The organism is Streptomyces sp. NPDC091371, assembly GCF_040684275.1.
Classification (GTDB): domain Bacteria; phylum Actinomycetota; class Actinomycetes; order Streptomycetales; family Streptomycetaceae; genus Streptomyces.
Map to the genome: position 1 here is coordinate 1 of NZ_JBFBFP010000020.1, position 25,966 is coordinate 25,966.

Below are 25,966 nucleotides of genomic sequence, written 5' to 3' on the forward strand. Positions count from 1 at the left end.
CGCGGCGCGCCGCCGCCCCCCCGCGCCGCCGCGGGCCGCCCCCCCCCCCGCCCCCCCCGCGGCGGGGGGGCGGGGGGTGCCGGCGCGGGGGTGGCCGCCCCCCCGGGGTCCGGGCCGGAGCCCCGGGAGCGGACCCGCAGACGTCGTCAGGCCGCGGACCCGGCATTCCGTGTGGATCTCCACGCCGAGCGCGCTCAGGTGGGCGTGCAGCAGCGCAGCGGCATCGGCGTCCAGCTGGCGTTCCATCAGGCGCTCGCCCTGCTGCGCCAGCACCACCTGCGCGCCCCGCGCGGCCAGCGCACGGGCCGCCGAGACGCCGAGGAGGCCCCCGCCGATCACCACCGCCCGCACCCCGGGGCGCACGGCCGCCGAGAGGGCCAGGCAGTCGTCCATCGTGCGGAACGCGTGCACCCCCTCCGGGAGGTCCCGGCCCTCCGGCTCGAACAGCCCCCGCAGCGGCGGGAGCACGGCGTTCGAGCCGGTCGCCAGTACGAGGGTGTCGTACGGCAGCGCCGCGCCGTCGTCGCAGTGGACGGTCCGGTCGGCCCGGTCGACGCGGACCGCGCGGACCCCGCGCCGCAGCACCGGTCCGACCGCCGGGAGGGCGGTCACCTCCGGCGCGTACCGGCCCGCGAGGACCTCGGCGAGCAGCACCCGGTTGTAGGGGACGCGGCTCTCCTCGCCGAGGACGGTCACCGCCGCCGCACCGTTCAGCCGCGCGGCGAGTCGCAGGCCCGCGAGGCCGCCGCCGATCACCACCACACGCTGTTCCGAGGTCATGCCATGAGCGTGCGCGGCCGCTGTTTCCCCGCCGGATCGCCCCTGTTACCCGGACGGAACGCCGACCTCAGCGCGGGGGTTAAGGGTCGGTGAGGCCTCCCTCAACGCCGCCTTAAGGATCAACCGCGCCGCCTCCGGGGCCCTTAGCGTGCTTCGTATGCGAGATGCGGTGGCGCGGGTCAGGGGCGGGATGCTCGGCGGGGCGGGGGTGGTGGCCCTGCTCTGGGCGGTGCAGGTGCGGCCTTCGGCCCGGCCCGACGCGCTGTTTGCGACCGCCGCGCACCTGACCGGGCTGCTCGCCGGCTACGGGGTGCTCGTGCTGCTGTTCCTGATGGCCCGGGTGCCCGCCGTCGAGCACGGGGTCGGCGCAGACCGGCTCGCCCGCTGGCACGCGCTCGGCGGCCGGTACGTACTGCTGCTCTGCTTCGGGCACGGGCTGTTCGCCCTGCTCGGATACGCCGTGCACGAGGAAGTCGACGTGGTCTCCGCCGTCCGGGAGCTGCTCGACTACCCCGCGCTCGCCGCCGCCGCGGCCGGGACCGTCCTCCTGGCCGCGGTCGGCGTGACCTCCGCCCGGCCGGTACGCCGCCGGGTGTCGCACGAAACCTGGCGGGGCGTGCACCTGCTCGTGTACCTCGCCGCCGCACTCGGCTTCGCGCACCAGATCGCCGGGCCGGACCTGGCCCCGGTCGCCTGGTTCTGGGCGCTCGCCCACACCGTGGTCGCCGTCCTGCTGGTCTGGTACCGGGCGGTGGTCCCCGGTCGCCAGGCCCTGCGGCACGCGCTGCGGGTCGCGGAGGTACGGGCCGAGGGGCCCGGGGTGGTCTCCGTCGTGATCCGGGGGGAGCACCTGGCGGAACTGCGCGCGGAGCCGGGGCAGTTCCTGCGCTGGCGGTTCCTGGAGCGGCGGCTGTGGCACACGGCCCTGCCGTTCTCGCTGTCCGCGCCGGTGCACGGGGACACCCTGCGGATCACCGTCAAGGGGCTCGGCGGCCACTCCCGGCGGATCCGCCGACTGCGCCCCGGCACGCGGGTCCTGGCCACCGGGCCGTTCGGCGCGCTCACCGCCGCCCGGCGGACCCGGCCCAAGGTGCTGCTCATCGCGGGCGGGGTCGGCATCACCCCGATGCGGGCCCTGTTCGAGACCCTGCCCGGCGGCCCCGGGGACATCACCCTCCTCTACCGGGCGGGGGCCGAGGAGCACCTCGTACTGCGCTCCGAGCTGGAGGCCATCGCCGCCGAGCGGCAGGCCGGGCTGCACTACCTGCTCGGGCCGTCCGGCGCCGCCTACGACCCGCTGGCCCCGCAGGCGCTGGCCGCGCTGGTGCCGGAGCTCGCCGAGCACGACGTGTACCTGTGCGGGCCGCCGGGGATGGCCGGCGCGACCAGGGCCGCGCTGCTGCGGGCCGGGGTGCCGACCGGTCGTATCCATTCCGAGTGCTTCAGCTTCTGAGAGGTCGCCGCGCCGTGCGCCACCCGCTCCACGTCACCCTGTCCGTACCCGTCGCCCCTGCCGCCCGGCACCGCAAGCCCCGCAGGCCGTCCGTCCTGGTCTCCGTACGGCCCGAGCGGCGCCTGGCCGTCGGGCTGGGGCTGGCCAGTGTGCTGGCCGCGAGCCTGCTGACGGCGGCGCTGGACCCGGCGGCTCCGGTGGCCCCGGACCGGGCGGCCGCGGAGGGGCGAAGCTCAACCTTTGCGCAAGTTTTCACGGATTGATGGCACCTGCACCTGACAGCTTCATAAGGTCGGGTCGTGCCTGACATATCAACAACCATGATCATCGTGCTGTGCGTGGCCGCCGCGGCGGCCGGCTGGATCGACGCGGTGGTGGGCGGCGGCGGCCTGCTGCTCCTGCCCGCCCTGCTCCTCGGCCTGCCGAACGCCCACCCCGCCACCGTCCTCGGCACGAACAAGGCCGTGGCCATCGTCGGCACCGCGGGCGCGGCCGTCACGTACGTCCGCAAGGCCCCGGTGGACGTGAAGCTCGCCGTCCGTATCGGCCTGGCCGCGCTGGTGGGCTCGATGGGCGGGGCCGCGCTCGCCGGGGGCATCAGCAAGGAGGCGCTCCGCCCGCTGATCATGGTGGTGCTCGTGGTCGTCGCCGCCTTCGTGCTCTTCAGGCCCGCCTTCGGAACGGCTCCCTCCACCTCGCCCGTCAGCCGGCAGCGGGTGCTGCTCGCCATCGGGCTCGCCGGCCTCGGCATCGGCTTCTACGACGGCCTCATCGGCCCCGGCACCGGCACCTTCCTGGTGCTCGCGCTGACGGCGCTGCTCCACCTCGACCTGGTCACCGCCTCGGCCACCGCCAAGATCGTCAACTGCTGCACCAACGCCGGGGCGCTCGCGATGTTCGCCTACCAGGGCATGGTGCTCTGGCAGCTGGCCGCACTGATGGCGGTGTTCAACCTGGCCGGCGGAATGATCGGCGCCCGCATGGCACTCAAGAAGGGCAGCGGCTTCGTCCGCGGAGTGCTGCTGACGGTGGTGGGCGCGCTGGTGGTCAAGCTCGGCTTCGAGCAGTGGGGCTGACCGGGGCGGGTCAGTAGGTCCCGGTCAGGTGGGCGAAGACGACCACGTTGCCGCGGTACCCCGTGCGCGGCGAGAAGCCGCCGCCACAGGTGATCACCCGTAGCTCGGCGCGCGGCGAAGGCCCGTACACGCGGCCGTCGGGGAAGGCCCCGGCGTCGTAGACCTCGACCGCGTGGACCGTGAACACCGCCGTACGGCCGTCCGCGCGCGCGATCTCGATGGACGCCCCGCGGCGCAGCGCCCCCAGGTGGTAGAAGACCCCGGGGCCCGCGGAGTCGTCCACGTGCCCCGCGACGAGCGCGGTGCCGGCGGCGCCCGGGGTGGTGCCCTCGCGGTACCAGCCGGCCAGGTCGCGCCGGGCGGGCGGGGGCACTTCGAGGCTGCCGCCCGGCTCCAGGCCGAGCCCGGTCAGCGGGGCGTCGACCCGGATGGAGGGGATCCGGATCCGCCGGGGCGGGGAGCCGGGGAGCGGCGCGATGCCCGGGCCCGCGGTGCCGGCGGCGGTCAGGGCCTCGGCGGGGGAGGGCAGCGGGGGTCCGACCGGCTCGCGCGAGCCGCTGGTCACGAGCCAGATACCGACGAACGCGGCGATCGCGACGAGGCCGCCGCGGCCCCGCAGACCCCTGTGGGCCCCACCCATCCGTGTTCCCCCTAGGCGTCCGTGTCGGGTGACTGGCCGTCGCCCGCACCGCGAACGGGGGGGACCTCGCGGGGCGGGCGACGGGGGACGGTACCGGTCGGACCGCGGCCGGAGCCGCGGTGGGCGTCCGTCAGCTCCGCGTGCCGCTCGCCCGGCGACGCAGGAGCCAGGTACCGCCGACGGCGGTAGCGGCCAGCACTGCCGCTCCCGCCGCGATCTTGGCGGGGTCGGTGGTGGTGGTCGTGCCACCGCCCACCCCGGTGTGGACGTGGCCCTGGGGGCCGCGTTCGGTGACGGCCAGGTCGCCCGTGGCGAACTTGCCGTTCGCGCAGGTCACTCCGATGTCGTAGGTCCCCGGGCGGGTGCCGCGGGCGACCTGGAACTGCCCCACGACCACCTCCTTGTGGGTGGTGGGGACCAGCTTGAAGCGGCCGCCGCCGACCGTCGTCGCATCGCCCTCGGCATGGCTGCCGGGACCGCAGGCGGTGGTGTTCACGGTGACCGTGGCGCCGCCGGCGGCGGACTTGGGCCACACCTCCAGCGGGGCGAAGTCCCCGGGCGCGAAGCCCACGAGGCCGAGGTCCGCGGCCGCGACCGCACCCGCCACCGGGCCGGTGAACGCGGCGGCGGTCAGCGCGGTCGCGGTCAGCGCGTGTGCGGTACGTCGGCGCATGGGGTTCTCCTGGAGACACGGGGTCGTGTTTCCGAGGTAACCCGGCCCTCCCGCTCAGCGCCTGCTGATGTCTCGTCAGATAGTGCCCGGCTCGCCCTGCGGCCCCGCGTTCGCGCACGTCAGAGGGGTCGGCGCGGCCATCCGTGTGTCCCCACCCCGTCCGGGTGAGGGCAGGGGAATCCGCCGGCCCCGCATCCCCGCCGAGGACCGGGGGAAACACGGGAGCGCCGGACCCGGACACCCCTGCGGCACGGTGCCCGCCGCTCAGGCCGCCGGCAGCATCACCGCGGCCACGGCGCCCGAGGGCTCCCCGTTCGCGAGGGTCACCCGGGCGCCGATCACCTGCGCCTGGCCGAGCGCGATGGTCAGGCCCAGCCCCGTGCCCTGGCCGCGTTCGGCCGCGCCCGTCAGGAACCGCTGCGGGCCCTCGCGCAGCACCCGCTCCGGGAAACCGGGCCCCCGGTCCCGGACCGTCACCGTCGTCCCCGACACCGTCACCGTCACCGGACCCCCGCCGTGCCGCCGGGCGTTGGCCAGCAGGTTCGTCAGGATGCGCTCCAGGCGCCGCACGTCGGTGCGCACGTACGCCTCCTCCGCCGCGCCGACGACCAGCGCGGGCACCCCCGAGCGCCGCGTGACCGACTCCACCAGCGGGCCCAGCCGGTGCGCCTCCAGCTGCGGCTCCTCCCGGTTCGCGTCGAGCCGGGCCACCTCCAGCAGGTCCTCGGTCAGCGTCCGCAACGCCGAAACCCGGTCCCGGACCAGCTCCGTCGGCCGCCCCGCGGGCAGCAGCTCGGCCGCCGTGTGCAAGCCCGTCAGCGGGGTCCGCAACTCGTGCGCCACGTCCGCGGTGAACCGCTGCTCGGCCTCCAGCCGCTGCTGGAGGCTGGCCGCCATCGTGTCGACCGCCGAGGACAGCTCCGCGACCTCGTCGCGGCTCCCCGGCAGCCCCGGCGGCCCGATCCGCGCGTCCAGCTCACCCGCGCTGATCCGGCGGGCCGTCTCCGCCGCCGTCCGCAGCTCCCGGCTCAGACGGCTGGCGAGCAGCGCCCCGCCGGTCGCCGCGAGAGCCACGATCAGGGCCCCGTACGCCACGAGCTGCGCGTCCAGGTCGGCGAGCTCGGCGCGCTCGTCCGCCAGCGACTGCCGTACGGAGAGCACGTGTTCCCCGCCGATCGGCCGGGCGGCCCACACGGCCGGTTCCGGGCCGGACAGGTCGAGGTAGGTGCTGCGCTCCCCGGCGAGGGCCGCGGCCCGCAGCGGATGCGGCAGGTTCGGCGAGTCGATCCGGCCGTCGCCGTCGCCGCCCTTGTCGAAGTCGAGCCGGCCGGTGAGCTCGTACAGCTTCCGTACGCTGATCAGCTGGGCGGTGGCGCTCGCCCGCGCCGCGTCGCCGATCTGGCGGGTCCGCGCCTCGTGGATGAGCAGCCCGATGGCGACCGCGACGAGGGAGCAGCCGACGGCGAGCAGCACGGAGATCTTCCAGCGCAGGCCGAGCGCCCGCACCAGCCGCCGGCAGCGGACCAGGGCGCCCCTCACCGGGCGCTCCGTCCGTCTGGTGCCGGAGATCCGGGGGCGCACTCGGAGTCGGGCGTGCGGAAGGTCCGTTCGTCGTTGACCACCGTCATCCGGTCGCCGTCCCAGTGGTAGCGGACGGCCTGCTCGGAGCCGTCGTCGGCGGCGGTCCGGACGAGCAGGTCGGAGCCGATGGCCTCGGCCGTCAGCTGCCGGCCGATGGTGAAGAGCACGGACACGATCTTTCCGTCCGCCACCGCGTAGACGCTCAGCGCCGAACGGCCGGTGGCCATGTCGGCGGCGACGACGAGATCGGGATTCCCGTCGCCGGTCAGGTCCTTGTAGACCGGCGGGCGCAGCCCGGCCCGGCCCGGCGCCCGGAGGGAGGTGCCCGAGCCGACGTACGGCTTCATGCGGGGGTCGGCGCGGGCGACCTCCCCGGGCTCCACCCCGCGCAGCCCGGACGGGCCCAGCACGGGGGCGTTCTTGAGCGGCCTCGGCGGCGGCTCCCGCCTGCCCACCGACGCGCCGGGGGCGGCGGTCCAGGCCGGCCAGAGCGGTTCGGGGCGCGGCTGCATCGACACGGGCGGCGCGGGCGAAGCCGCACCGAGCCCGCCGGGCGCGGCGCAGCCGCCGGCGGCGAGCGCGCAGGCGCACAGCACGGTGGCGAGGAGGCTTCGGGGCGAAGGTGTCATGAGGGGCAGAACCGTGGGAGGGGAAGGGACGAGCCGACGCTAGACGGCGGGGGTCACGGGCACCGGGAGGTTGTGTAACAGCGGTGCGTACGGTGGAGTGACCCGGGAAACTCGGGACTTTCGGCCCGGCCGCGCCATACCCGAAGGAGGGCCCCGTGACATCGGTCGTCCAGCTCCCGTTCTTCGTCTACGGGACCCTGCGGCCGGGGGAGGTCAACCACGACCTGTTCCTGCGCGGACGCACCGTCTCGGAGGAGCCCGCCAGCCTCCCGGACGCGGCGCTCTACGACGGCCCCGGCTACCCGTACGCCGTCCACCGCCCCGGCTCGGAGATCACCGGGGAGCTGATCACCGCCACACCGGACGCGTACGGGCAACTGCTGGCCGCGCTGGACCTGCTGGAGGAGTACCGGGGCCCGGGCCGCCCGGGGAACGTGTACGACCGCATCGACTGCGAGGCCGTGCGCCCCGACGGCACCCCGGTCCGCGCCTGGGTCTACCTGGCGGCCCCCTTGCTGGCCCTCCGCCTAGCGGACTCGGGCACCGAGATACCGAGCGGCGACTGGCTGCGCCGCTAGGGGGTCTCCGCCCGCGGCCCACACCACCCCCGCCGTGGTTGGGTGCGCGGCGGGGTGCCCCCGCAGGGCTCCGAACTGGGCCACCCTCGGCCCTTCGACCCCTGGAAACGTTCGGAGCCCGAGGAGGTACCCCGGCGCGCGCCCGACCTCGGCGGCCCCTGCCACTCGGGCCGCTGCGCGGGGCCTTCCCCCACCCCGCCCCTTCCCTCAACCGGGCTCTGCCCGGCCCCGGTCCTCAAACGCCGGACGGGCTGGAGGGTGCGGACCGGCCGGAAAGACCTGGGGGTCCGCCCCGGACCCCGGGGCTCAAGCGTCGGGCGGGCTGTAATGACCGGGGCTACAGCCCCTCGGCTCCCCGGTTGCGCAGGCGCTGCCCGTACTGCTGGAGCACCCACAGCTCCTCCTGTACGGCGGCCAGTTGCTCCGGCGGCGCCTGCGCGCCCAGCCGGGACAGCGTGCCCTGGATCTCGTGCACCCGGCGGTCCACGGCGCGCAGCCGTACCTGGACCAGTTGGACCCCCGCGTACATCTCGTCCACCGTCTTCGCGTGGATGGCCTCGACCGCGAGCTCGGTGACCAGCGCGCGCACGGTGTCGTTCGGCGCGGCCTCACGGACCCGGGCCAGGTAGTCATCGGCGCCCAGCGAGGCGCCGCCCGCGTCCTGGATGGCCTGGCGCACGGCCGCGTAGGGCGGGGCGGTGAACTCGTCGATCCCGTAGGCGTCGAAGGCCGGGGAGACCAGGGCCGGGCGCTGCAGCGCCAGCTTCAGCAGCTCGCGCTCGGTGCGGTGGGCCGGGCTGCGCAGGTTCAGCGCGGGGCCCCCGGCCGCCGGCTGGGCGGGAGCGGGCGCCGCGGCGGTCTCGTACGCCGGGCCGCGGTTCCGGCCGCCGCCCTGCTGGGGCTGGCCGCCGCGCTCCCGCGCCCACCGCGCCAGCTGCGCGACCCGCTTGACCACGAACTGCTCGTCGCGGATGCCCAGCATGCCCGCCAGCTGGACCGCCGACTCGTGCTGGATCGCGATGTTCTTGATGTTGGCGACGACCGGAGCCGCCTCGTCCAGGGCGGCCGCGCGCCCCGCCGGGTTCTCCAGGTTGTGCCGGGCGACGATGTGCCGCAGCGCGAACTCGAACAGCGGAGTACGGGATTCCACCAGCGAGGCCACCGCCGCGTCCCCCTGCGCGAGCCGCAGGTCGCAGGGGTCCATACCACCCGGCGTGATCGCGATCGAGGTCTCCGCGGCGAACTTCTGGTCGTCCTCGAAGGCCCGCAGCGCGGCCTTCTGGCCGGCCGCGTCGCCGTCGAAGGTGAAGATCACCTCGGCGGTCGCGTTGTCCATCAGCAGGCGGCGCAGGATCTTGATGTGGTCCCCGCCGAAGGCCGTGCCGCACGTCGCGATCGCGGTCGTGACGCCGGCCAGGTGGCAGGCCATCACGTCCGTGTAGCCCTCGACCACCACGGCCCGCGAGCCCTTCGCGATCTCCTTCTTGGCGAGGTCGATGCCGTAGAGGACCTGGGACTTCTTGTAGATCGCCGTCTCGGGGGTGTTCAGGTACTTGGGGCCGTTGTCGTCGTCGCGCAGCTTCCGCGCGCCGAAGCCGACCACCTCGCCGCTGATGTCGCGGATCGGCCACATCAGCCGGCCGCGGAAGCGGTCGATGGGCTTGCCGCTGCGGCTGTCCTGGGCGAGCCCGGAGGTGATCAGCTCCTTGTCGGTGAAGCCCTTGCCGCGCAGGAAGCGGGTCAGGTGGTCCCAGCCGGCCGGGCTGTAGCCCACGCTGAAGTGCGCGGCCGCGGCCTGGTCGAAGCCGCGCTCCGCCAGGAAGCGGCGGCCGATCTCCGCCTCGGGGCTGCCCAGCTGGTCCACGTAGAACTGCGCGGCGGCCTTGTGCGCCTCGACGAGCCGGATGCGCTCGCCGCGGCCGCTGGTGCCGGCGGTGTAACCGCCCTCCTCGTAGCGCAGGGTGATGCCCGCCTGGCCGGCGAGCCGCTCGACCGCCTCCGAGAAGGAGAGGTGGTCGATCTTCATGATGAAGTCGAGGGTGTCCCCGCCGGCCTGGCAGCCGAAGCAGTGGTAGAGGCCCTTGCTGGGGCTGACCTGGAAGGACGGGGACTTCTCGTCGTGGAAGGGGCAGAGGCCCTTGAGGTTGCCGCCGCCCGCGTTGCGCAGCTGGAGGTAGTCGGAGACCACGGCGTCGATCGGGACCGCGTCCCGTACCGCCTTCACGTCGTCGTCATTGATCCGTCCTGCCACCCGTGAAGTCTACGGCCGGACACCGACAAACCCGTCAGGCCCCCTCGGGGTCGTCTAGGCCGGGATCAGCGACTCAAGCGGAACGGACGGGTCCGCGAGGGCCTCGCGGTCCACCCGGGCCTTTGACCTGATCAGGGCCTGGATGTGCTCGGTGACATCCCACACATTCACGTTCATCCCGGCCAGCACCCGCCCGTCCGAGAGCCAGAAGGCGATGAACTCGCGCTTGCCCGCGTCGCCCCGGATCAGCACCTGGTCGTAGCCGCCGGGCGGCGCGTAGCCCGAGTACTCCAGACCCACGTCGTACTGGTCGGAGAAGAAGTACGGCACCCGGTCGTACTCGACGTCCTGGCCCAGCATCGCCCGCGCGGCCGCCGGACCGCCGTTGAGGGCGTTCGCCCAGTGCTCCACCCGCAGCCGGGTCCCGAGCACCGGATGGTGCGCGGCCGCCACGTCCCCGACCGCGTAGACGTCCGGGTCCGAGGTGCGCAGCGAGGCGTCCACGGCGATCCCGCCGCCGTGCTCCCGGTCGACCAGGGCCAGCCCGGAGGTCTCGGCGAGCGCGGTCCGCGGCGCCGCCCCGATCGCGGCGAGCACCGCGTGCGCCGGGTGCTCCTCCCCGTCGTCCGTACGGGCCGCCAGCACCATGCCGTCGTGGCCGACGATCTCGGTGAGCCGGGCCCCGAAGTGGAAGCGCACCCCGTGGTCGGTGTGCAGGTCCCCGAAGAGCCGGCCGATCTCCGGGCCGAGCACCGCGTACAGCGGGGTCGCCTCCGGCTCGATCACGGTCACCTCGGCGCCGTACCCGCGGGCCGCTGCGGCGACCTCCAGACCGATCCAGCCGGCGCCCGCGATCAGCAGGTGGCCGTTGTCCCGGCCGAGGGTGGCCAGTACGCCCTTCAGCCGTTCCGCGTGGGCGAGCCGGCGCAGGTGGTGCACCCCGGCCAGGCCCGTGCCCGGGATGTCGAGGCGGCGCGGCTCGGCCCCGGTGGCCAGCAGCAGCTTGTCGTAGTGCAGTGCCGTGCCGTCGCCGAGGACCACCTTCCTGGCCTCGCGGTCGAGGTGGACGGCGGGCTGGCCGAGGTGCAGCTCGATGTCGGAGGCCGCGTACCAGGACGGCTCGTGGACGAAGACGCTCTCGCGCTCCTCCTTGCCCGTCAGGTAGCCCTTGGACAGCGGGGGACGCTCGTAGGGATGGTCGCGCTCGTCGCCGATCAGGATCACCCGCCCCGTGAACCCCTCGGACCTCAGCGTCTCGGCTGCTTTCGCTCCGGCGAGCCCAGCGCCGACGATGACGAATGTCCGGTGTGCGTCGACCACCTGATGCCTCCTCATAACCTCACCGCCACATGCGACCACATGCGAGCGTCCCGCACTGAGCCTGCCGCGTGAAGGGGGAGTGGCCCGATCAACTCACCCTTCGGCGCGTCGCGTGCGCTGGGTGAGACGGGCGTGCAGCGAACGGGCGGATGCGTCGGTGAGACACGCGATCTGGTCGATGACCGCCCGCTTCCTGGCCTTCTCGTCCGGCGCCGCGTCGAAGATCGCCCGGAACTGGGGGTCCAGCCCCTCGGGCGCGCGGGCCTGGAGCGCCTCCGCGAGTTCGGCCAGGACGATGCGCTGGTCGGCGCGGATCCGCTCCTGCTCGTCGCGCTGCATCACGTACAGGTCGGCGACCGCCTTCAGCACCGCGCACTCGTTGCGCGCGGCCCGGGGCACCACCAGCTCCGCGCCGTACCGGGTCAGCCGGCCGCTGCCGTACGCCTCCCGCGTCGCCCCCTCGGCCGCCAGGCAGAACCGCCCGATCAGCTGGCTCGTGGCGTCCTTCAGCCGGGCCTGGGCCACGGCCGAACCGTCGTACCCGTGCGGCCACCACTCCTGCTCCATCAGCCGGTCGAGGGCCTCGCGCAGCTCCTCGGGCGCCGTGTCGGCGGGGACGTAGCGGCCGATGGCCACCCGCCAGATCGCGGCGCGCTCGGGCTCGGCGAAGAGCAGGTTGGGGTCGAGGTGGCCGGCGTGCAGGCCGTCCTCGAAGTCGTGGACGGAGTACGCGACATCGTCCGCCCAGTCCATGACCTGCGCCTCGAAGCACTTGCGGTCCGCGGGAGCGCCGCGGCGCAGCCACTCGAAGACCGGCAGGTCGTCCTCGTACGCGCCGAACTTCACCGAGTCGGGGTCGGTGGGGTGCCCGCCGCGGGCCCACGGGTACTTGGTGGCGGCGTCCAGGCAGGCCCGGGTGAGGTTGAGGCCGACGCTCACCAGCTCCCCGCTTCGCGGGTCGGGCACGAACCGCTTCGGCTCCAGTCTGGTCAGCAGCCGCAGCGACTGGGCGTTGCCCTCGAAACCGCCGCAGTCCTTGGCGAATTCGTTCAGCGCCTCCTCGCCGTTGTGGCCGAACGGCGGGTGCCCCATGTCGTGGGAGAGGCAGGCGGCCTCGACCAGATCGGGATCGCAGCCGAGCGCGGCGCCCAGCTCCCGGCCGACCTGGGCGCACTCCAGCGAGTGCGTCAGGCGGGTACGGGGACTGGCGTCCCAGTCGTACGAACGGCTGCCGGGGGTGACCACCTGGGTCTTTCCGGCGAGCCGGCGCAGCGCGGCGGAGTGCAGGACGCGCGCCCGGTCGCGCTGGAAGGCGGTCCGGCCGGGCCGCTTGTCGGGCTCGGCGGCCCAGCGTTCGGTGGCGGAGGCGTCGTAGAGGTCGTCGAGGTCGTCTGCGGGGGCGTGCGCGGTGCCTTCCATGAATTGACGGTAACCGGAACCTCCGACAAACCGGGATCAGGCGGAGACGAGTTCCGGCCGAAGGGGGCTCGCGGGCTGGGCGAGGGCCTCGTCGTAGCGGTGGAGCAGCAGCCGGGCGAGGGCCGGGTGGTCGCCGAGGGGGGCGGCGGCCAGGTCGGGGGCGGCCGATGCGCACTGGGCGGCGAACCGGCCGGGCGCGGCGAAGTACGAGGCAACGGCGACTCGGTGGTGGCCACGGGCCGCCAGGGCCCGGACCGCGTCGGGCACGGTGGGCGCGGCGGCCGAGGCGTAGGCGGGTACCACCGGCGCGCCGCCGAGGCGTTCGGACAGCAGGGCGGCGGTGCGGCGGGTGTCGGCGGCCGAGTCGGGGTCGCGGGAGCCGGCCGCGGCGAGCACGACGGCCGCGCCGGCGGCCGGGGTCCAGCCGGCCTCCACGAGGCGTTCGTACAGGGCCTCCACGAGCAGCGGGTGCGGGCCGAGGGGTGCGGCGACGCGGGTGCGCAGGTGCGTGGCGCGGGCGACGGCCGCGGGCAGGTCCCGCTTCACGTGGTAGCCGCGGCCCAGCAGCAGCGGTACGAGCACCGCCGCGCCGGACGCCTCGCTCAGGGTGTCGTCGAGCAGCGGCCGGCTCAGCTCGATGTGCCCGAGCCGGACGTCGAGGCGGGGCCGGAGCTCGCGGACCCGGTCGAGGAGGGCGAGGGCGGTGTGCAGGGCGCGCGGGTCACGGCTGCCGTGGGCCACGGCGACGAGGGTGGGCTGCTGCATGGGCGGTCTCCGTGGGGGCGGGCGCGGGGCGGCCGCAGCCCGCTGAGCTGCGTGCCGAGCTGGTCGGTTATCCGGGTCAGCAGCTCGGCCGTGCTGCCGAAGGGGAGGGGCGGGATGGCGGGAGGGTGCACCGGCTCCGTCATGGACCGATCCTGCGCGCCGCAGGTTGCCGATGCGTTGCGCCGGGGTGACGGGTGTTTTCCGCCTGCTCACCCGGTCATTCGTACGAGTGAAAGGCGGCGTCGGCGGAACTGGCGGCCGGGGGGTGATCGTCAATCTGTGCGAACGGCGCGTGAGGCGTGCGTGGTGAGACGTGGGATGTGCGGGGGAGTGGTCATGGGGATCAAGAGCTGGGCTACGGCGGTGGCGGGCCGGCGGCCGAGGGTGCCGAGGGTGCCGAGGGTGCTGCGGGGGGTGCGGGCGCGGCGGCGGGCCGTGCGGGTGGTGATGGCGGGGTGCGTACTGGCGCTGCTGCCGTCGGCGTGGACGCACGCGGCGGCCGCCGACCGGCTGGGGACGACGGCGCAGGCGCCGGCCGGTGAGGTGGCCGTGGTCTTCGGGGCCGGCCTGTGGAACGGCAGACCGACGCCCTATCTGGCCAACCGGCTCGACGCCGCCGCCGAGTTGTACCGGTCCGGCAAGGTCAAGGTCGTCCTGGTCACCGGGGACAACAGCCGCACCGAGTACGACGAGCCGAACGCGATGCGCACGTACCTCACCGGGCAGGGGGTGCCGGGCGACCGGATCGTCAGCGATTTCGCGGGCTTCGACACCTGGGACTCGTGCGTGCGGGCCAAGCGGATCTTCGGGGTCGACCGGGCCGTGCTGATCAGCCAGGGCTTCCACATACGCAGGGCCGTGGCCCTGTGTCAGGCCGCGGGTGTCGAGTCGTACGGGGTCGGGGTCGACGACGAGCACGACGCCACCTGGTACTACGGCGGGACCCGCGAGGTGTTCGCGGCCGGCAAGGCGGCGCTGGACGCGGTCTTCAAGCCCGAGCCGCGGTTCCTGGGGCCGAAGGAGCCGGGGGTGTCGCGGGCCCTGGCCGCTCTGGCAGACTGACGGCGATGTCGGCTATGCCGATTAGTCATATACCGATCTGTCTGTACGAGCAGAGGTGTGGAACCGTGGCTGTTGTGGATCTGAGCGGCAAGGTCGTCGTCATCACCGGTGGAGCCCGTGGCCTCGGCGCCGCGGCGGCGCAGGCCGTCGTGGACGGCGGCGGCCGGGTGCTGATCACCGACGTCCTGGAGGCGGAGGGCGCCGAGACGGCCGCCAAGCTCGGCGACGCGGCGCGCTTCATCCGGCACGACGTGACGAGCGAGGCGGACTGGGCGGCGGCGCTGGAGTACGCGGTCGCCGAGTTCGGCCGGATCGACGGGCTCGTCAACAACGCCGGGATATCCAGCGGCCAGTTCCTGGAGCACGAGAGCGTCGAGCACTTCCGCCAGGTCATCGAGATCAACCTGGTCGGCGTGTTCATCGGCATCAAGGCCGCGATCCCGCTGCTGCGTGCGGGCGGGGGCGGCTCCATCGTCAACATATCCTCCGCCGCCGGACTGACCGGTCTCGCGCTCACCGCCGGGTACGGGGCCTCCAAGTGGGGTGTGCGCGGCCTGTCGAAGATCGGCGCGGTCGAGCTCGCAGAGGCGAAGATCCGCGTCAACTCCGTGCACCCCGGTATGACGCTGACCCCGATGACGGCGCCGATCGGCATCCAGGCCGGCGAGGGCAACTACCCGGGCGCCCCGCTGGGCCGGGTCGGCGTCCCCGAGGAGATCGCCGCCGCGATCGCCTTCCTCCTCTCGGACGCGGCCGGGTACATGACGGGCGCGGAGCTCGCGGTGGACGGCGGCTGGACGGCCGGCCTGACCGTGAAGTACCTGACCGGCCAGTGAGCCTCGCCGGCGTTTGAGGACCGGGGGTCTGGGGGCGGAGCCCCCCACGCGGCGGAGTCGCATATTCGGTACGCCGGGAAGGGGCGGGGTGGGGGAAGGCCCCGCGCAGCGGCCCGCACGCGAGGTGCCGCCGGGGCCTGCCGGGACGCCCCACCGCACACCCGACCCCCGCGGGGCCGGCGGCCTCGGCTTCGGGCCTCACCGGAGCCGGTGGCCGGCGCTGAGGCGTCGCACCCGGACTCGTAACGCGGGGCGGCGGTGCTCGTAACACCGGCGACTCACGCTGGGCCGTATGCACACCTCGGACTCCGTCACCGCCACGCACTGTCCGTACTGCGCGCTGCAGTGCGGCATGAACCTCCGCCCTGGGCCGGGCGGGGCTGGTGTGGTGGTCGAGGAGCGGGCGGACTTTCCGGTCAACCGGGGCGCGCTCTGCGGCAAGGGCCGTACCGCCCCCGCCGTGCTCTCCTCCCGGGTGCGCCTGACCCAGCCGCTCGTCCGCACCCACGCAGGGCGGCTGGAGCCGGCCACCTGGGGGGAGGCCCTCGACCGCGTCGCCGAGGGCCTCACCCGCACGGGCCGGGCGTACGGGCCGGACGCCGTCGGGGTCTTCGGCGGCGGCGGGCTCACCAACGAGAAGGCGTACGCGCTCGGCAAGTTCGCCCGCGTGGCCCTGCGCACCTCGCAGATCGACTACAACGGCCGCTTCTGCATGTCCTCGGCGGCCGCCGCGCACCAGCGCGCCTTCGGGCTCGACCGGGGGCTGCCCTTCCCGCTGGAGGACATCCCCCGCACCGGCTGCGTGATCCTCGTCGGCTCCAACCTGGCCGAGACCATGCCGCCCGCCCTGCGCTACCTCACCGAACTCAAGGCCAACGGCGGCACGCTGATCGTCATCGACCCCCGCCGTACGCGCACCGCCGAGCAGGCCGACCTGCACCTGGCCCCCCGCCCCGGTACCGACCTCGCCCTCGCCCTGGGCCTGCTGCACCTCGTGGTGGCGGAGGGGCGCACGGACGAGGAGTTCATCGCCGAGCGGACCAGCGGCTGGGAGGAGGCCCGGGCGGCCGCGATGGCGCACTGGCCCGAGCTGGTCGAACGCATCACGGGCGTGCCGGTGCCCAGGCTCCGCGAGGCGGTGGCGATGTTCTGCGCCCCGGAATCCGCCATGGTGCTGACCGCCCGCGGCCCCGAGCAGCAGTCGAAGGGCACCGACACCGTCGGCGCGTGGATCAACCTGTGCCTGGCCACCGGCCGGGCCGGCCGCCCGCTCTCCGGCTACGGCTGCCTCACCGGCCAGGGCAACGGCCAGGGCGGCCGCGAGCACGGCCAGAAGGCCGACCAGCTCCCCGGCTACCGCAAGCTCACCGACCCGGCGGCCCGCGAGCACGTCGCCGGGGTGTGGGGCATCGACCCCGCAGACCTCCCCGGCCCGGGCCGCAGCGCCTACGAACTCCTCGACGCCCTCGGCACGGACGTGAAGGCGCTCCTCCTCATGGGCTCCAACCCCGTGGTGTCGGCCCCCCGCGCCGCCCACATCGAGGACCGCATCCGCTCCCTCGACTTCCTCGCGGTCGCCGACGTGGTCCTCTCCGAGACGGCCGCCCTCGCGGACGTGGTCCTCCCGGTCACCCAGTGGGCGGAGGAGACAGGCACCACCACGAACCTGGAGGGCCGCGTCCTGCTCCGGCGCCGCGCCCTGACCCCGCCGCCGGGAGTCCGCACCGACCTGTACGTGCTGCACGAGCTCGCCGCCCGGCTGGGCGTGGACAAGGGCTTCCCGACCGCCCCCGAGGAGGTCTTCGACGAACTGCGCCGCGCCTCGGCCGGCGGCCCGGCGGACTACTCGGGCATCAGCTACGCCCGCATCGAAGCCGAGCAGGGCGTCTTCTGGCCCTGCCCGGAGGGCACTGCGGGCGCGCCCCGCCTCTTCCTGGACCGCTTCGCCACCGACGACGGCCGGGCCCGATTCGTCCCCGTCTCCCACCGCGAGGCCGCGGAAGTCCCCGACGCCGACTACCCGCTGCTCCTGACCACCGGCCGCGTGGTCGCCCAGTACCAGTCGGGGGCCCAGACCCGCCGGGTGGACGAGCTCAACGCGGCCGCCCCCGGCCCCTTCGTGGAGCTCCACCCCCGCCTCGCCGCCCGCCTCGGCGCCGTCGAGGGCGCCCCGCTGGCGGTCGTCTCCCGCCGCGGCCGCGCGGTGGCCCCGGCCCGGATCACCGACGCCATCCGCGCGGACACGGTCTTCATGCCGTTCCACTGGCCGGGCGAGGGCCGCGCCAACACCCTCACCAACCCGGCGCTGGACCCCACGTCCCGGATGCCGGAGTTCAAGGTGTGCGCGGTCCGCGTCGAGCCGGCCTAGGGCTACTCGGCGAAGGTCGGCCGCAGGGCCTCGACCAGGCGCGCGATGAACGCCTCCTCACCCGGCCCGGCCAGGTGCGGGTACTCCGCCTCGAAGTGCTCCCACTCGGCGCCGACGTAGCCGTCCGGGGCGAGGTGCGCGATGTGCGCCAGCGTCAGTTCGTTGTTCGGGTACGGCCATTCCCCCGCCTCCCGGAACACCTCCTGCACCAGGGCGTTCGGCAGCGCGTACCGCTCGGCCAGCAGCACCGCGTCGTACAGGTCCTTGCCCTGGGGATGACGGTCGCTGACCAGCCACAGCACCTTCCACGCCAGGGACAGCGCGGGTGTGGCCGCCAGCACCGTCGCCCCGCAGGAGAGCTCGACCGGCTCCGGCGGCTCGGCGAGCTTCTCGTTGAAGACGAAGTCCATCTGCACCTGCCCGGCCGGCAGGCCCGGAACGGACCACGGCAGGACCATTCGGCGTCCCGGCACCCGGTCGTACGTCCAGATGTCCTCGCACACCGCCCCCGACGCCTTGATCCCGGCCTGCCCGTCGGCCGCCGCGGCGATCCCGTCCAGCATGGCCCGCGTCCGCGCGCCCTCCATCGCCCACGTCGACGGCACCACGACGAAGTCCAGGTCACCCGGCTCCCGCGACGCCTCCCCGAACCGGTCCGCGAGCAGCACGCTCCCGCGCAGCACGAGGGAGTCCACCCACGGGGATCCGGCGAGGGCCACCAGCACGGCGTCCATCGCGGCCCGCCGCGCCCGGGCCCAGGCGACCGTCCGATCCGGGTCGTCGAAGACCGGGTCGCCGGCCCGGTAGGCCTGGAAGTGGTGGCGCAGCGACGGGTCGAAGACCGCCCGCTGGCGCACGTCGGCACCGGCCACCGGCCGCAGCGTCAGCGGCAGGTGCCGCGCGGCCCGTGTCGTCTCGTCCAGCGGCTCCTGCGGCAGGTGCGTGCTCCGCAGCCCGAACTCCGACCACGAACTCATCGGGGCGTCCCCTCCTCGATCCACCCGTCGTCCACCGACAGGTCACTGTCGTACAGCACGAACTCCCGCTCCTCCGAGCGGACTTCGAACCCCGCCGAGCCGAGCGCAGCGATCAGCGCATCGCACGCCGCCCCCGCCCCCGCCGCCGTCCCCCGCCACCGCTGGGTCACGAACCGCTCGTGCGCCGCGCCTCCGGCCAGGACCCGGCGGGCGTTCCACGACAGGTGGGCCCCGTGCGGGACCACCAGGGACTCCAGCGCCGCGTGGTCGTAGGCGGCCGGCAGCCGCAGCTTCAGGTGGTGCTCGAAGTAGCCGCCGCCCGGGCCCGGGCGGTCCGTGGTCCAGGGGACCGTCTCCACCTTGACGCGGACCGGGTCGAAGCCCGCCGCCCGCAGCTCCGGCACCAGCCGCTCGTGCCCCGTCCGGTCCCGCAGGGTCAGCATCGGCTGCGACACCATCCGGCCACGGGCCAGCACGATGTGCGTCACCTTCAACTCCCGCGCCCCGGCCCACGCGTCGAGCCGGGCCAGCGACTCCGCGTCCGGGCAGCGCACCGTGACGTGGGTTTCGTACGAAGACATGGAGCCGATCTTCTCGGACATGCGTCCGGTCCGCATCGGGATTCCCGCAGGGGGGTAACCATCGGTCACGCGCCGGACTCAGAAAGTGCTCGCACGCCCCTCGTGGCCGCGATGTGTCGTACCCCACACTGAGGTGCGGTGCCCCCGTCCTCGGAGCCCTGGAGGTCGCCCCCGTGCAGACCCGGACCCTGACCGTGAACGAGAGCGAGTCCTCGGAGGTCGAAGCCGTGGACGAAGAGCCCGAGCCCGATTCCGATGCCGAACCCGGGCCCGAGGTACTGGAGCTGATCGAGCAGCCCGTACCGGCGCAGCGCAGGCGCAGCAGCGCGGACGGCGGAGGCGGAGCGGGGCCGTCCGCCGACCTGTTCCGCCAGTACCTGCGCGAGATAGGCAGGATCCCGCTGCTCACCGCCGCCGAGGAGGTCGACCTCGCGAGGCGCGTAGAAGCCGGCCTGTTCGCCGAGGAGAAGCTCGGCAGCACCCCCGACCTGGACTCCCAGCTCGCCGTCGACCTCGACAAGCTCGTCGTCATGGGCCGGATGGCCAAGCGCCGGCTCATCGAGTCGAACCTGCGCCTCGTGGTCTCCGTCGCGAAGCGGTACGTGGGCCGCGGGCTCACCATGCTCGACCTCGTGCAGGAGGGGAACCTCGGGCTCATCCGGGCCGTCGAGAAGTTCGACTACGCCCGCGGGTACAAGTTCTCCACGTACGCCACCTGGTGGATCCGGCAGGCGATGTCCCGGGCCCTCGCCGACCAGGCCCGCACCATCCGCGTGCCCGTCCACGTCGTGGAGCTCATCAACCGCGTCGTCCGGGTGCAGCGCCGCATGCTCCAGGAGCGGGGGTACGAGCCCACGGCCGAAGAGGTCGCCGTGCACCTGGAGTTGACCCCCGAGCGGGTCATGGAGGTGCTCCGCCTCGCCCAGGAGCCGGTCTCGCTGCACGCGCCGGTCGGCGAGGAGGACGACGTCGCGCTCGGCGACCTCATCGAGGACGGCGACGCCGCCTCGCCCGTGGAGTCCGCCGCGTTCTTCCTGCTGCGCGAGCACCTGGAAGCGGTCCTCTCGACGCTGGGGGAGCGGGAGCGCAAGGTGGTCCAGCTCCGCTACGGGCTGGCCGACGGCCGCCCGCGCACCCTGGAGGAGATCGGCCGGATCTTCGGCGTGACCCGCGAGCGGATCCGCCAGATCGAGTCCAAGACCCTCAACAAGCTGCGGGACCACGCCTTCGCCGATCAGCTGCGCGGCTACCTGGACTGAAACGGTGAGGGGGCGCCCCGAGGGACGCCCCCGCCCGCTCCGGCGAGGTCAGTCGACCTCGGCCACCGCCTGCGCGAACTGCGCCTCGTACAGCCGCGCGTACGCGCCGCCCGAGGCCAGCAGCTCCTCGTGCGTGCCCTGTTCGACGATCGAGCCGCTCTCCATCACCAGGATCACGTCCGCGTCGCGGATCGTGGACAGCCGGTGCGCGATCACGAAGGAGGTACGGCCGTGCGCGAGGCGCGCCATCGCCTTCTGGATCAGCACCTCGGTACGGGTGTCGACCGAGCTCGTCGCCTCGTCGAGGACCAGGATCACCGGGTCCGACAGGAACGCCCGGGCTATGGTGATCAGCTGCTTCTCGCCCGCGCTGACGCCCGCGCCCTCGTCGTCCAGCACGGTGTCGTAGCCGTCCGGCAGGGTGCGGATGAACCGGTCCGCGTGGGCCGCCCGCGCGGCCTCCTCGATCTCGGCGCGCGTCACCTCGCGCGAGGCCCCGTAGGCGATGTTCTCCGCGATCGTGCCGCCGAACAGCCACGTGTCCTGGAGCACCATCCCGATGGAGCCGCGCAGCTCCTCGCGGGTCATCTTCGCGATGTCCACGCCGTCCAGGGCGATCTCCCCGCCCGTGACCTCGTAGAACCGCATCAGCAGGTTGACGAGCGTGGTCTTGCCGGCGCCCGTCGGGCCGACGATCGCGACCGTGTGACCCGGCTCGACCGTCAGCGACAGGTTCTCGATCAGCGGCTTGTCCGGCTCGTAGCGGAAGGCCACCTTGTCGAGGGTGACCTGCCCGCGCAGCTCCTCCGGCCGCTCCGGAACCTCGGCGTCCGGCTCCTGCTCCTCGGCGTCCAGCAGCTCGTAGACCCGCTCCGCCGAGGCGACGCCGGACTGCACCAGGTTCGCCATCGACGCGACCTGCGACAGCGGCATCGAGAACTGCCGCGAGTACTGGATGAAGGCCTGCACGTCACCGATCGACAGGGTGCCCGAGGCCACCCGCAGACCGCCGACGACCGCGACCAGCACGTAGTTGATGTTCGATATGAAGAACATCACCGGCTGCATCAGCCCGCTGACCAGCTGCGCCTTGAACGAGGCCCGGTACAGCGCCTCGTTCTGCTCGGCGAAGACCGCTGCGGACTCCTTCTGCCGGCCGAAGACCTTGACCAGGTTGTGCCCCGAGTACATCTCCTCGATGTGGGCGTTCAGCGCACCGGTCGTCTTCCACTGCGCCACGAACTGCGGCTGCGACTTCTTGCCGATCTTCGCCGCGACGACGACCGAGACCGGCACGGTCACCAGCGCGACCAGCGCCAGCAGCGGTGAGATCCAGAACATCATCGCGAGCACGCCGACGATGGTCAGCAGCGAGTTCAGCAGCTGACCCATCGTCTGCTGGAGCGTCTGCCCGATGTTGTCGATGTCGTTCGTGGCCCGGCTGAGCACCTCGCCGCGCTTCTGCTGGTCGAAGTACGAGAGCGGCAGCCGCGACAGCTTCGCCTGGAGCTCCTCGCGCATCCGGTACACGGTGCCGTTCATGACGTGGTTCGACAGCCGCGTCGCCACCAGCATCAGCAGACCGGCCAGCGTGAAGACCACCAGCGCCCAGACCGCCACGACCCCGACCGCGCCGAAGTCGATGCCCCGGCCCGGGGTGAAGTCGGTGCCGGACAGCATGTCCGCCATCCCGCCCTCGCCCTTGGCGCGCATCCCGTCCAGCGCCTGCTGCTTGGTGATGCCCTCCGGCATCTGGCGGCCGACGATCCCCGCGAACACCAGGTCGGTGGCCTCGCCGAGGATCTTCGGGCCGACGACCGCGCAGCCGACGCTGCCGACGACGGCCGCGACCATGCCCCACAGCTTGGCCCGGTCCTGGGCGAGCTGGCCCAGAAGTCGCTTGCCCGATCCCTTGAAGTCCAGGGACCGCTGGGCCGGCCCCATCATCATCCGTCCTCCGGGCCCGCTCATGCGGCCTCCGCCTCCGTCAGCTGGGAGAGCACGATCTCCCGGTAGGTCTCATTGCCGGCCATCAGCTCGTGGTGGCGTCCCTCGCCCACGACCTCGCCCTCGTCCAGCACGATGATCCGGTCGGCGTCGCGGATCGTGGAGACCCGCTGGGCGACGATGACCACGGTCGCGTCCTCGGTCTCGCGGGCGAGCGCCGCGCGCAGCGCCGCGTCCGTCGCGTAGTCCAGGGCCGAGAAGGAGTCGTCGAAGAGGTAGATCTCCGGGCGCTGCACCAGGGTGCGGGCGATGGCCAGGCGCTGGCGCTGGCCGCCGGAGACGTTCGTACCGCCCTGGGTGACGGGGGCTTCGAGCCCGCCCTCCAGCGCGGAGACGAACTCCTTGGCCTGGGCCACTTCCAGGGCCCGCCACAGGTCTTCGTCGGTCGCGTCCGGGCGTCCGTAGCGCAGGTTGGAAGCGACTGTTCCGGAGAACAGGTACGGCTTCTGCGGGACCATGCCGACCGTCCTGGCCAGCAGCTCCGGGTCGAGCCGGCGCACGTCCTCGCCGTCGACGAGCACCTCGCCGCCGGTCGCGTCGAACAACCGCGGGACCAGGCCCAGCAGGGTGGACTTGCCGCTGCCGGTGGAGCCGATCACCGCGGTGGTCTCCCCCGGGCGGGCCACCAGGTTCACCCCGCGCAGCACCGGGGCCTCGGCGCCCGGGTAGCGGAAGTCGGCGCCGCGCAGCTCCAGCAGCCCGTGCCGGGACAGCTCGCGCACCGGGTCGGTGGGCGGGACCACGCTGGAGTGGGTGTCCAGGACCTCCTGGACGCGCTCGGCGCAGACCTCGGCGCGCGGCACCATCATGAACATGAAGGTGGCCATCATCACGGCCATGACGATCTGCATCAGGTAGGCGAGGAAGGCCGTCAGCTGGCCGATCTCCATGTCGCCGGTGTCGACGCGCATGGCGCCGAACCAGATGACGGCGACGCTGGAGATGTTCACGACCAGGATCACGGTGGGGAACATGTAGGCCAGCAGCTTGCCGGCGGCCAGCGAGACACCGGTGAGGTCCGCGTTGGCGTCCCGGAAGCGGTCCTTCTCGTAGTCGTCGCGGACGAAGGCGCGGATCACCCGGTTGCCGGTGATCTGCTCGCGCAGCACCCGGTTCACGGTGTCGAGCCGGTCCTGCATCTTGCGGAACAGCGGCCGCGTCTTGAAGACGATCGCGCCGACCGAGATGCCGAGCACGGGGACCACCGCGAGCAGCACGCCCGACAGCTGCACGTCGAGCGAGAGCGCCATGAAGATGCCGCCGACGCACATGATCGGCGCCGAGACCATCAGCGTGAAGGTCATCAGCACCAGCATCTGGATCTGCTGGACGTCGTTCGTCGTACGGGTGATCAGCGACGGGGCGCCGAACTGGCCGAGCTCCCGGGCGGAGAAGCTCTGCACCCGGTCGAAGACGCCCGCACGGATGTCGCGGCCGACGGCGGCCGCGGTCCGGGCGCCGTAGTAGACGGCCCCGGCGTTGCAGACGAGCTGGATGAGCGAGACGCCGAGCATCAGTGCGCCGAAGCGCAGGATGTAGCCGGTGTCCCCGTTGACGACACCGTTGTCAATGATGTCCGCGTTGAGGGTGGGCAGGTAGAGGCTCGCGCTGGTCTGCAGCAGCTGCAGCAGGACCAGCGCGCCGATGGGTTTCTTGTACGGACGCAGGTGCGTCCGCAGAAGTCGTATGAGCACGCGCAGGCTCCGGTCGGCAAGATCGAGGGGTTCACCCCATCTTGGGCCAACCGGCTGACCGATCCCCAACGGATTTCGCAAAGTCCGGTCAAAAGGCGTAGGTCGCCCTGCGCCCGCAGGCGCAGACCCCTAGAACGCCCCGGGGTGGATCTGGTCCCGCGTCGCCACGTACTGCTGGCGCACGGCCTGCCCGGCCGGGAGGTCCTCGCCCGGCTCGAACACCTGCGCCGCCGCGGCCGGCCAGACCGGCGGGGTGTGCGGGGCGAGCGTGCCCTGCGCCACACCGAGCGCCCACGCCGCCTGCCGCGCCGCGCCGAGCGCCGCGTAGTCCGCCGGAGCCGGTACGACGATCTGCGTCCCGAACAGCCCCGGCGCCGCGGCCTGTACGGCGGGCAGCTCGGCCGCCGCGCCCAGCAGGAACACCCGGCGGATCTCGGCCCCGCGTGAACGCAGCACGTCCAGCGCGTCCACCAGCCCGCACAGCATGCCCTCGAAGGCGGCCCGGGCCAGGTGCTCCGGCTTCATGGAGTCCCGCCGCAGCCCGGACAGGGTCCCGGCGGTGTGCGGCAGGTTCGGCGTGCGCTCACCCTCCAGGTAGGGCAGCAGTACGAGTCCGTGCGCGCCCGGCGTGGACTTCAGCGCGAGCTCGCTCAGCCCCTCCAGGTCGGTGCCCAGCAGCTCGGCGGTGCCGCGCAGGGCCCGTACGGCGTTGGAGGTGTTCACCACGGGCAGGTGCATGCCGGAGGCGTCGGCGAGCGAGGTGATCAGCCCGCCCGGCTCCGACAGGGCCTCGTGGTGCACGGCCATCACCGACCCGGAGGCGCCGAGCGAGACCACCGCGTCGCCGGGGCCGAGGCCCAGCCCGAGCGCGGCGGCCATGGTCTCGCCGGTGCCGGCGGAGATCAGGAGCCCCTCGGGCGTGGTTCCGGCCGCCTCGGCGGGGCCGAGCACCTCGGGCAGCAGCGCCCGGTGGCCGAGCGCGAGCTCGACCAGGTCGGGCCGCCAGGATCCGGCGGCCGCGGACCAGTAGCCGGTGCCGGAGGCGCCGCCCCGGTCGGTGGTCCGGCGGGCGGGCCGGCCCAGCAGCTGCCACACCAGCCAGTCGTGCGGGGACATCAGCACCGCCACCCGGCGGGCGGCCTCGGGCTCGGTGCGGGCCAGCCAGGCCAGCTTCGCGAGGGGCTGCGCCGCGTGCGGGACCGAGCCGACGGCCTCGGCCCAGGCCTGCCGGCCGCCGAGCGCCTCGGTGAGGTCGGCGGCCGCGACCTGGCCGCGCTTGTCGTTGCCGACCAGGGCGGGACGGACGAGGCCGCCCTGCGAGTCGAGCGGCAGCAGGCCGTGCTGCTGGGCGGAGACCCCGATGGCCTGGACCCCCTCGAGGAGCCCGCCGCCGGCGGCCTCGCCGAGGGAGAGCAGCCAGGCCTGGGGGTCGGTCTCGTGGGGGTTCTGGGCGTCGGGTTCGCCCGTGGGCTGTGGATGGGGCGCGTAGCCCTGGCGCAGTACGGCACCGGTGTCGGTGTCACAGACGACGATGCGTGTGAAGGCGGAAGAGCTGTCCAGCCCGGCGACTATCCCCATGCGGAGAATTCTGCCGCACGCGGGACCGGTCCTGACCTCTCCGGAGTCCCCGGAACCTCACGGGTCCCGGGAACCTCACGGCGTACCGCGGGCACCTCAGGTGTTGCTGGTGCCCCAGTCGTCCTCGAAGCCGCCACCGGCCCGCCGGTCGCGCAGCCCGCGCACCCGCCCGGCCAGGGCGTCCGGCACGGCGTCGCCGACCTTCTCGCTCACCACGGCGTAGGCCTTCCCCGCGTAGACGCGCCCGGTGTGCCCCACGGTCTCCGCGGCATTGCGCACCGCCGGGTTCTGCGCGAGCTCCCGCGCGGACTTCTTCAGCTGCTCGTACCGCTCCCGCCCGGCCCGGGTCCCGAGCACGTAACCGAGGGCCAGTCCGACCACGAACGTGACCTTGTACCGCATGCCTGCCACCCTTCGTCGTGTGGTGCCCGGCCTGCTG

General features: G+C 73.8%; 22 protein-coding genes and 1 pseudogene. 8 read left to right on the forward strand and 15 right to left on the reverse strand.

What is annotated here, in order from left to right:
* Positions 1-780: FAD-dependent oxidoreductase (locus AB0O21_RS21935; RefSeq protein ID WP_365172903.1), on the reverse strand; the 780-nt coding region annotated here is incomplete at its 3' end.
* Positions 781-937: 157 nt separating this feature from the next.
* On the opposite strand from AB0O21_RS21935, the gene AB0O21_RS21940 reads away from it, so the two are divergent.
* From AB0O21_RS21940 to AB0O21_RS21950, 3 genes are read left to right on the forward strand one after another with little or no spacing between them, the layout of a single operon-like run.
* Positions 938-2,233 carry a ferredoxin reductase family protein gene (locus tag AB0O21_RS21940; protein WP_365172905.1) on the forward strand — a complete coding sequence of 432 codons (1,296 nt, stop codon included), beginning with the start codon at positions 938-940 and terminating at the stop codon, positions 2,231-2,233.
* 14 nt (positions 2,234-2,247) lie between these two features.
* Positions 2,248-2,496: a hypothetical protein gene (locus AB0O21_RS21945; RefSeq protein WP_365172906.1), complete on the forward strand. Its 249-nt coding sequence runs from the start codon at positions 2,248-2,250 to the stop codon at positions 2,494-2,496.
* 36 nt (positions 2,497-2,532) lie between these two features.
* Positions 2,533-3,309 carry a TSUP family transporter gene (locus AB0O21_RS21950; protein WP_365172908.1) on the forward strand — a complete coding sequence of 259 codons (777 nt, stop codon included), beginning with the start codon at positions 2,533-2,535 and terminating at the stop codon, positions 3,307-3,309.
* Between the two features lie 10 nt (positions 3,310-3,319).
* On the opposite strand, the gene AB0O21_RS21955 is transcribed toward AB0O21_RS21950, so the two are convergent.
* The 4 genes from AB0O21_RS21955 to AB0O21_RS21970 form a co-directional block, all read right to left on the reverse strand.
* Entirely contained in the window at positions 3,320-3,949 is a 630-nt protein-coding gene (locus AB0O21_RS21955) for a class F sortase (RefSeq protein WP_365172909.1), read from the reverse strand.
* 130 nt (positions 3,950-4,079) lie between these two features.
* Positions 4,080-4,622, reverse strand: coding sequence for a hypothetical protein (locus AB0O21_RS21960; protein WP_365172910.1), 543 nt, complete (start codon positions 4,620-4,622; stop codon positions 4,080-4,082).
* 264 nt (positions 4,623-4,886) lie between these two features.
* A complete protein-coding gene (locus AB0O21_RS21965; protein WP_365172911.1) occupies positions 4,887-6,161 on the reverse strand; it encodes a HAMP domain-containing sensor histidine kinase in 1,275 nt (424 codons plus the stop codon).
* A complete protein-coding gene (locus AB0O21_RS21970; RefSeq protein WP_365172913.1) occupies positions 6,158-6,832 on the reverse strand; it encodes a hypothetical protein in 675 nt (224 codons plus the stop codon). Before AB0O21_RS21970 ends, AB0O21_RS21965 begins: the two co-directional genes overlap by 4 nt.
* 155 nt (positions 6,833-6,987) lie before the next feature.
* Here AB0O21_RS21970 and AB0O21_RS21975 point away from each other — a divergent pair, with 155 nt between their 5' ends.
* Positions 6,988-7,410, forward strand: coding sequence for a gamma-glutamylcyclotransferase family protein (locus tag AB0O21_RS21975; RefSeq protein WP_365172914.1), 423 nt, complete (start codon positions 6,988-6,990; stop codon positions 7,408-7,410).
* Positions 7,411-7,747: 337 nt separating this feature from the next.
* On the opposite strand, the gene dnaG is transcribed toward AB0O21_RS21975, so the two are convergent.
* The 4 genes and pseudogenes from dnaG to AB0O21_RS21995 form a co-directional block, all read right to left on the reverse strand.
* Positions 7,748-9,661, reverse strand: coding sequence for a DNA primase (gene dnaG / locus AB0O21_RS21980; RefSeq protein WP_365172916.1), 1,914 nt, complete (start codon positions 9,659-9,661; stop codon positions 7,748-7,750).
* A gap of 54 nt (positions 9,662-9,715) precedes the next feature.
* Positions 9,716-10,981 carry an FAD-dependent oxidoreductase gene (locus tag AB0O21_RS21985; RefSeq protein WP_365172918.1) on the reverse strand — a complete coding sequence of 422 codons (1,266 nt, stop codon included), beginning with the start codon at positions 10,979-10,981 and terminating at the stop codon, positions 9,716-9,718.
* 93 nt (positions 10,982-11,074) lie between these two features.
* The gene (locus tag AB0O21_RS21990; RefSeq protein WP_365172920.1) at positions 11,075-12,400 is read right to left on the reverse strand and encodes a deoxyguanosinetriphosphate triphosphohydrolase; all 1,326 of its coding nucleotides are present in this window, start codon (positions 12,398-12,400) and stop codon (positions 11,075-11,077) included.
* Between the two features lie 36 nt (positions 12,401-12,436).
* A pseudogene (locus AB0O21_RS21995) lies at positions 12,437-13,308 on the reverse strand (sirohydrochlorin chelatase).
* Between the two features lie 304 nt (positions 13,309-13,612).
* Here AB0O21_RS21995 and AB0O21_RS22000 point away from each other — a divergent pair.
* The 3 genes from AB0O21_RS22000 to AB0O21_RS22010 all read left to right on the forward strand — a co-directional run bounded on the left by AB0O21_RS22000 (position 13,613) and on the right by AB0O21_RS22010 (position 17,431).
* Positions 13,613-14,227, forward strand: coding sequence for an ElyC/SanA/YdcF family protein (locus AB0O21_RS22000; RefSeq protein ID WP_365173060.1), 615 nt, complete (start codon positions 13,613-13,615; stop codon positions 14,225-14,227).
* Between the two features lie 14 nt (positions 14,228-14,241).
* The gene (locus tag AB0O21_RS22005; RefSeq protein ID WP_365172921.1) at positions 14,242-15,063 is read left to right on the forward strand and encodes a glucose 1-dehydrogenase; all 822 of its coding nucleotides are present in this window, start codon (positions 14,242-14,244) and stop codon (positions 15,061-15,063) included.
* Positions 15,064-15,355: 292 nt separating this feature from the next.
* Complete coding sequence (locus AB0O21_RS22010) at positions 15,356-17,431, forward strand: molybdopterin oxidoreductase family protein (RefSeq protein ID WP_365172922.1); 2,076 nt, start codon at positions 15,356-15,358, stop codon at positions 17,429-17,431.
* Between the two features lie 2 nt (positions 17,432-17,433).
* On the opposite strand, the gene AB0O21_RS22015 is transcribed toward AB0O21_RS22010, so the two are convergent.
* A complete protein-coding gene (locus tag AB0O21_RS22015) occupies positions 17,434-18,408 on the reverse strand; it encodes a nucleotidyl transferase AbiEii/AbiGii toxin family protein (RefSeq protein WP_365172923.1) in 975 nt (324 codons plus the stop codon).
* Positions 18,405-18,989 carry a hypothetical protein gene (locus AB0O21_RS22020; protein ID WP_365172924.1) on the reverse strand — a complete coding sequence of 195 codons (585 nt, stop codon included), beginning with the start codon at positions 18,987-18,989 and terminating at the stop codon, positions 18,405-18,407. The genes AB0O21_RS22015 and AB0O21_RS22020 overlap by 4 nt, the downstream gene beginning before the upstream one ends.
* 113 nt (positions 18,990-19,102) lie before the next feature.
* Here AB0O21_RS22020 and AB0O21_RS22025 point away from each other — a divergent pair, with 113 nt between their 5' ends.
* Positions 19,103-20,248, forward strand: a complete 1,146-nt coding sequence (locus AB0O21_RS22025) for an RNA polymerase sigma factor (protein WP_365172926.1) — start codon at positions 19,103-19,105, stop codon at positions 20,246-20,248.
* A gap of 48 nt (positions 20,249-20,296) precedes the next feature.
* Here the strand turns inward: AB0O21_RS22025 and AB0O21_RS22030 are convergent, their stop codons facing one another.
* The 4 genes from AB0O21_RS22030 to AB0O21_RS22045 form a co-directional block, all read right to left on the reverse strand.
* A complete protein-coding gene (locus tag AB0O21_RS22030; protein WP_365172928.1) occupies positions 20,297-22,219 on the reverse strand; it encodes an ABC transporter ATP-binding protein in 1,923 nt (640 codons plus the stop codon).
* Positions 22,216-23,949, reverse strand: a complete 1,734-nt coding sequence (locus AB0O21_RS22035; RefSeq protein WP_365172929.1) for an ABC transporter ATP-binding protein — start codon at positions 23,947-23,949, stop codon at positions 22,216-22,218. Before AB0O21_RS22035 ends, AB0O21_RS22030 begins: the two co-directional genes overlap by 4 nt.
* 129 nt (positions 23,950-24,078) lie before the next feature.
* A complete protein-coding gene (locus AB0O21_RS22040) occupies positions 24,079-25,527 on the reverse strand; it encodes an FGGY family carbohydrate kinase (protein WP_365172930.1) in 1,449 nt (482 codons plus the stop codon).
* A gap of 96 nt (positions 25,528-25,623) precedes the next feature.
* A complete protein-coding gene (locus tag AB0O21_RS22045; RefSeq protein WP_365172931.1) occupies positions 25,624-25,929 on the reverse strand; it encodes a YtxH domain-containing protein in 306 nt (101 codons plus the stop codon).
* Positions 25,930-25,966 lie beyond the last annotated feature (37 nt).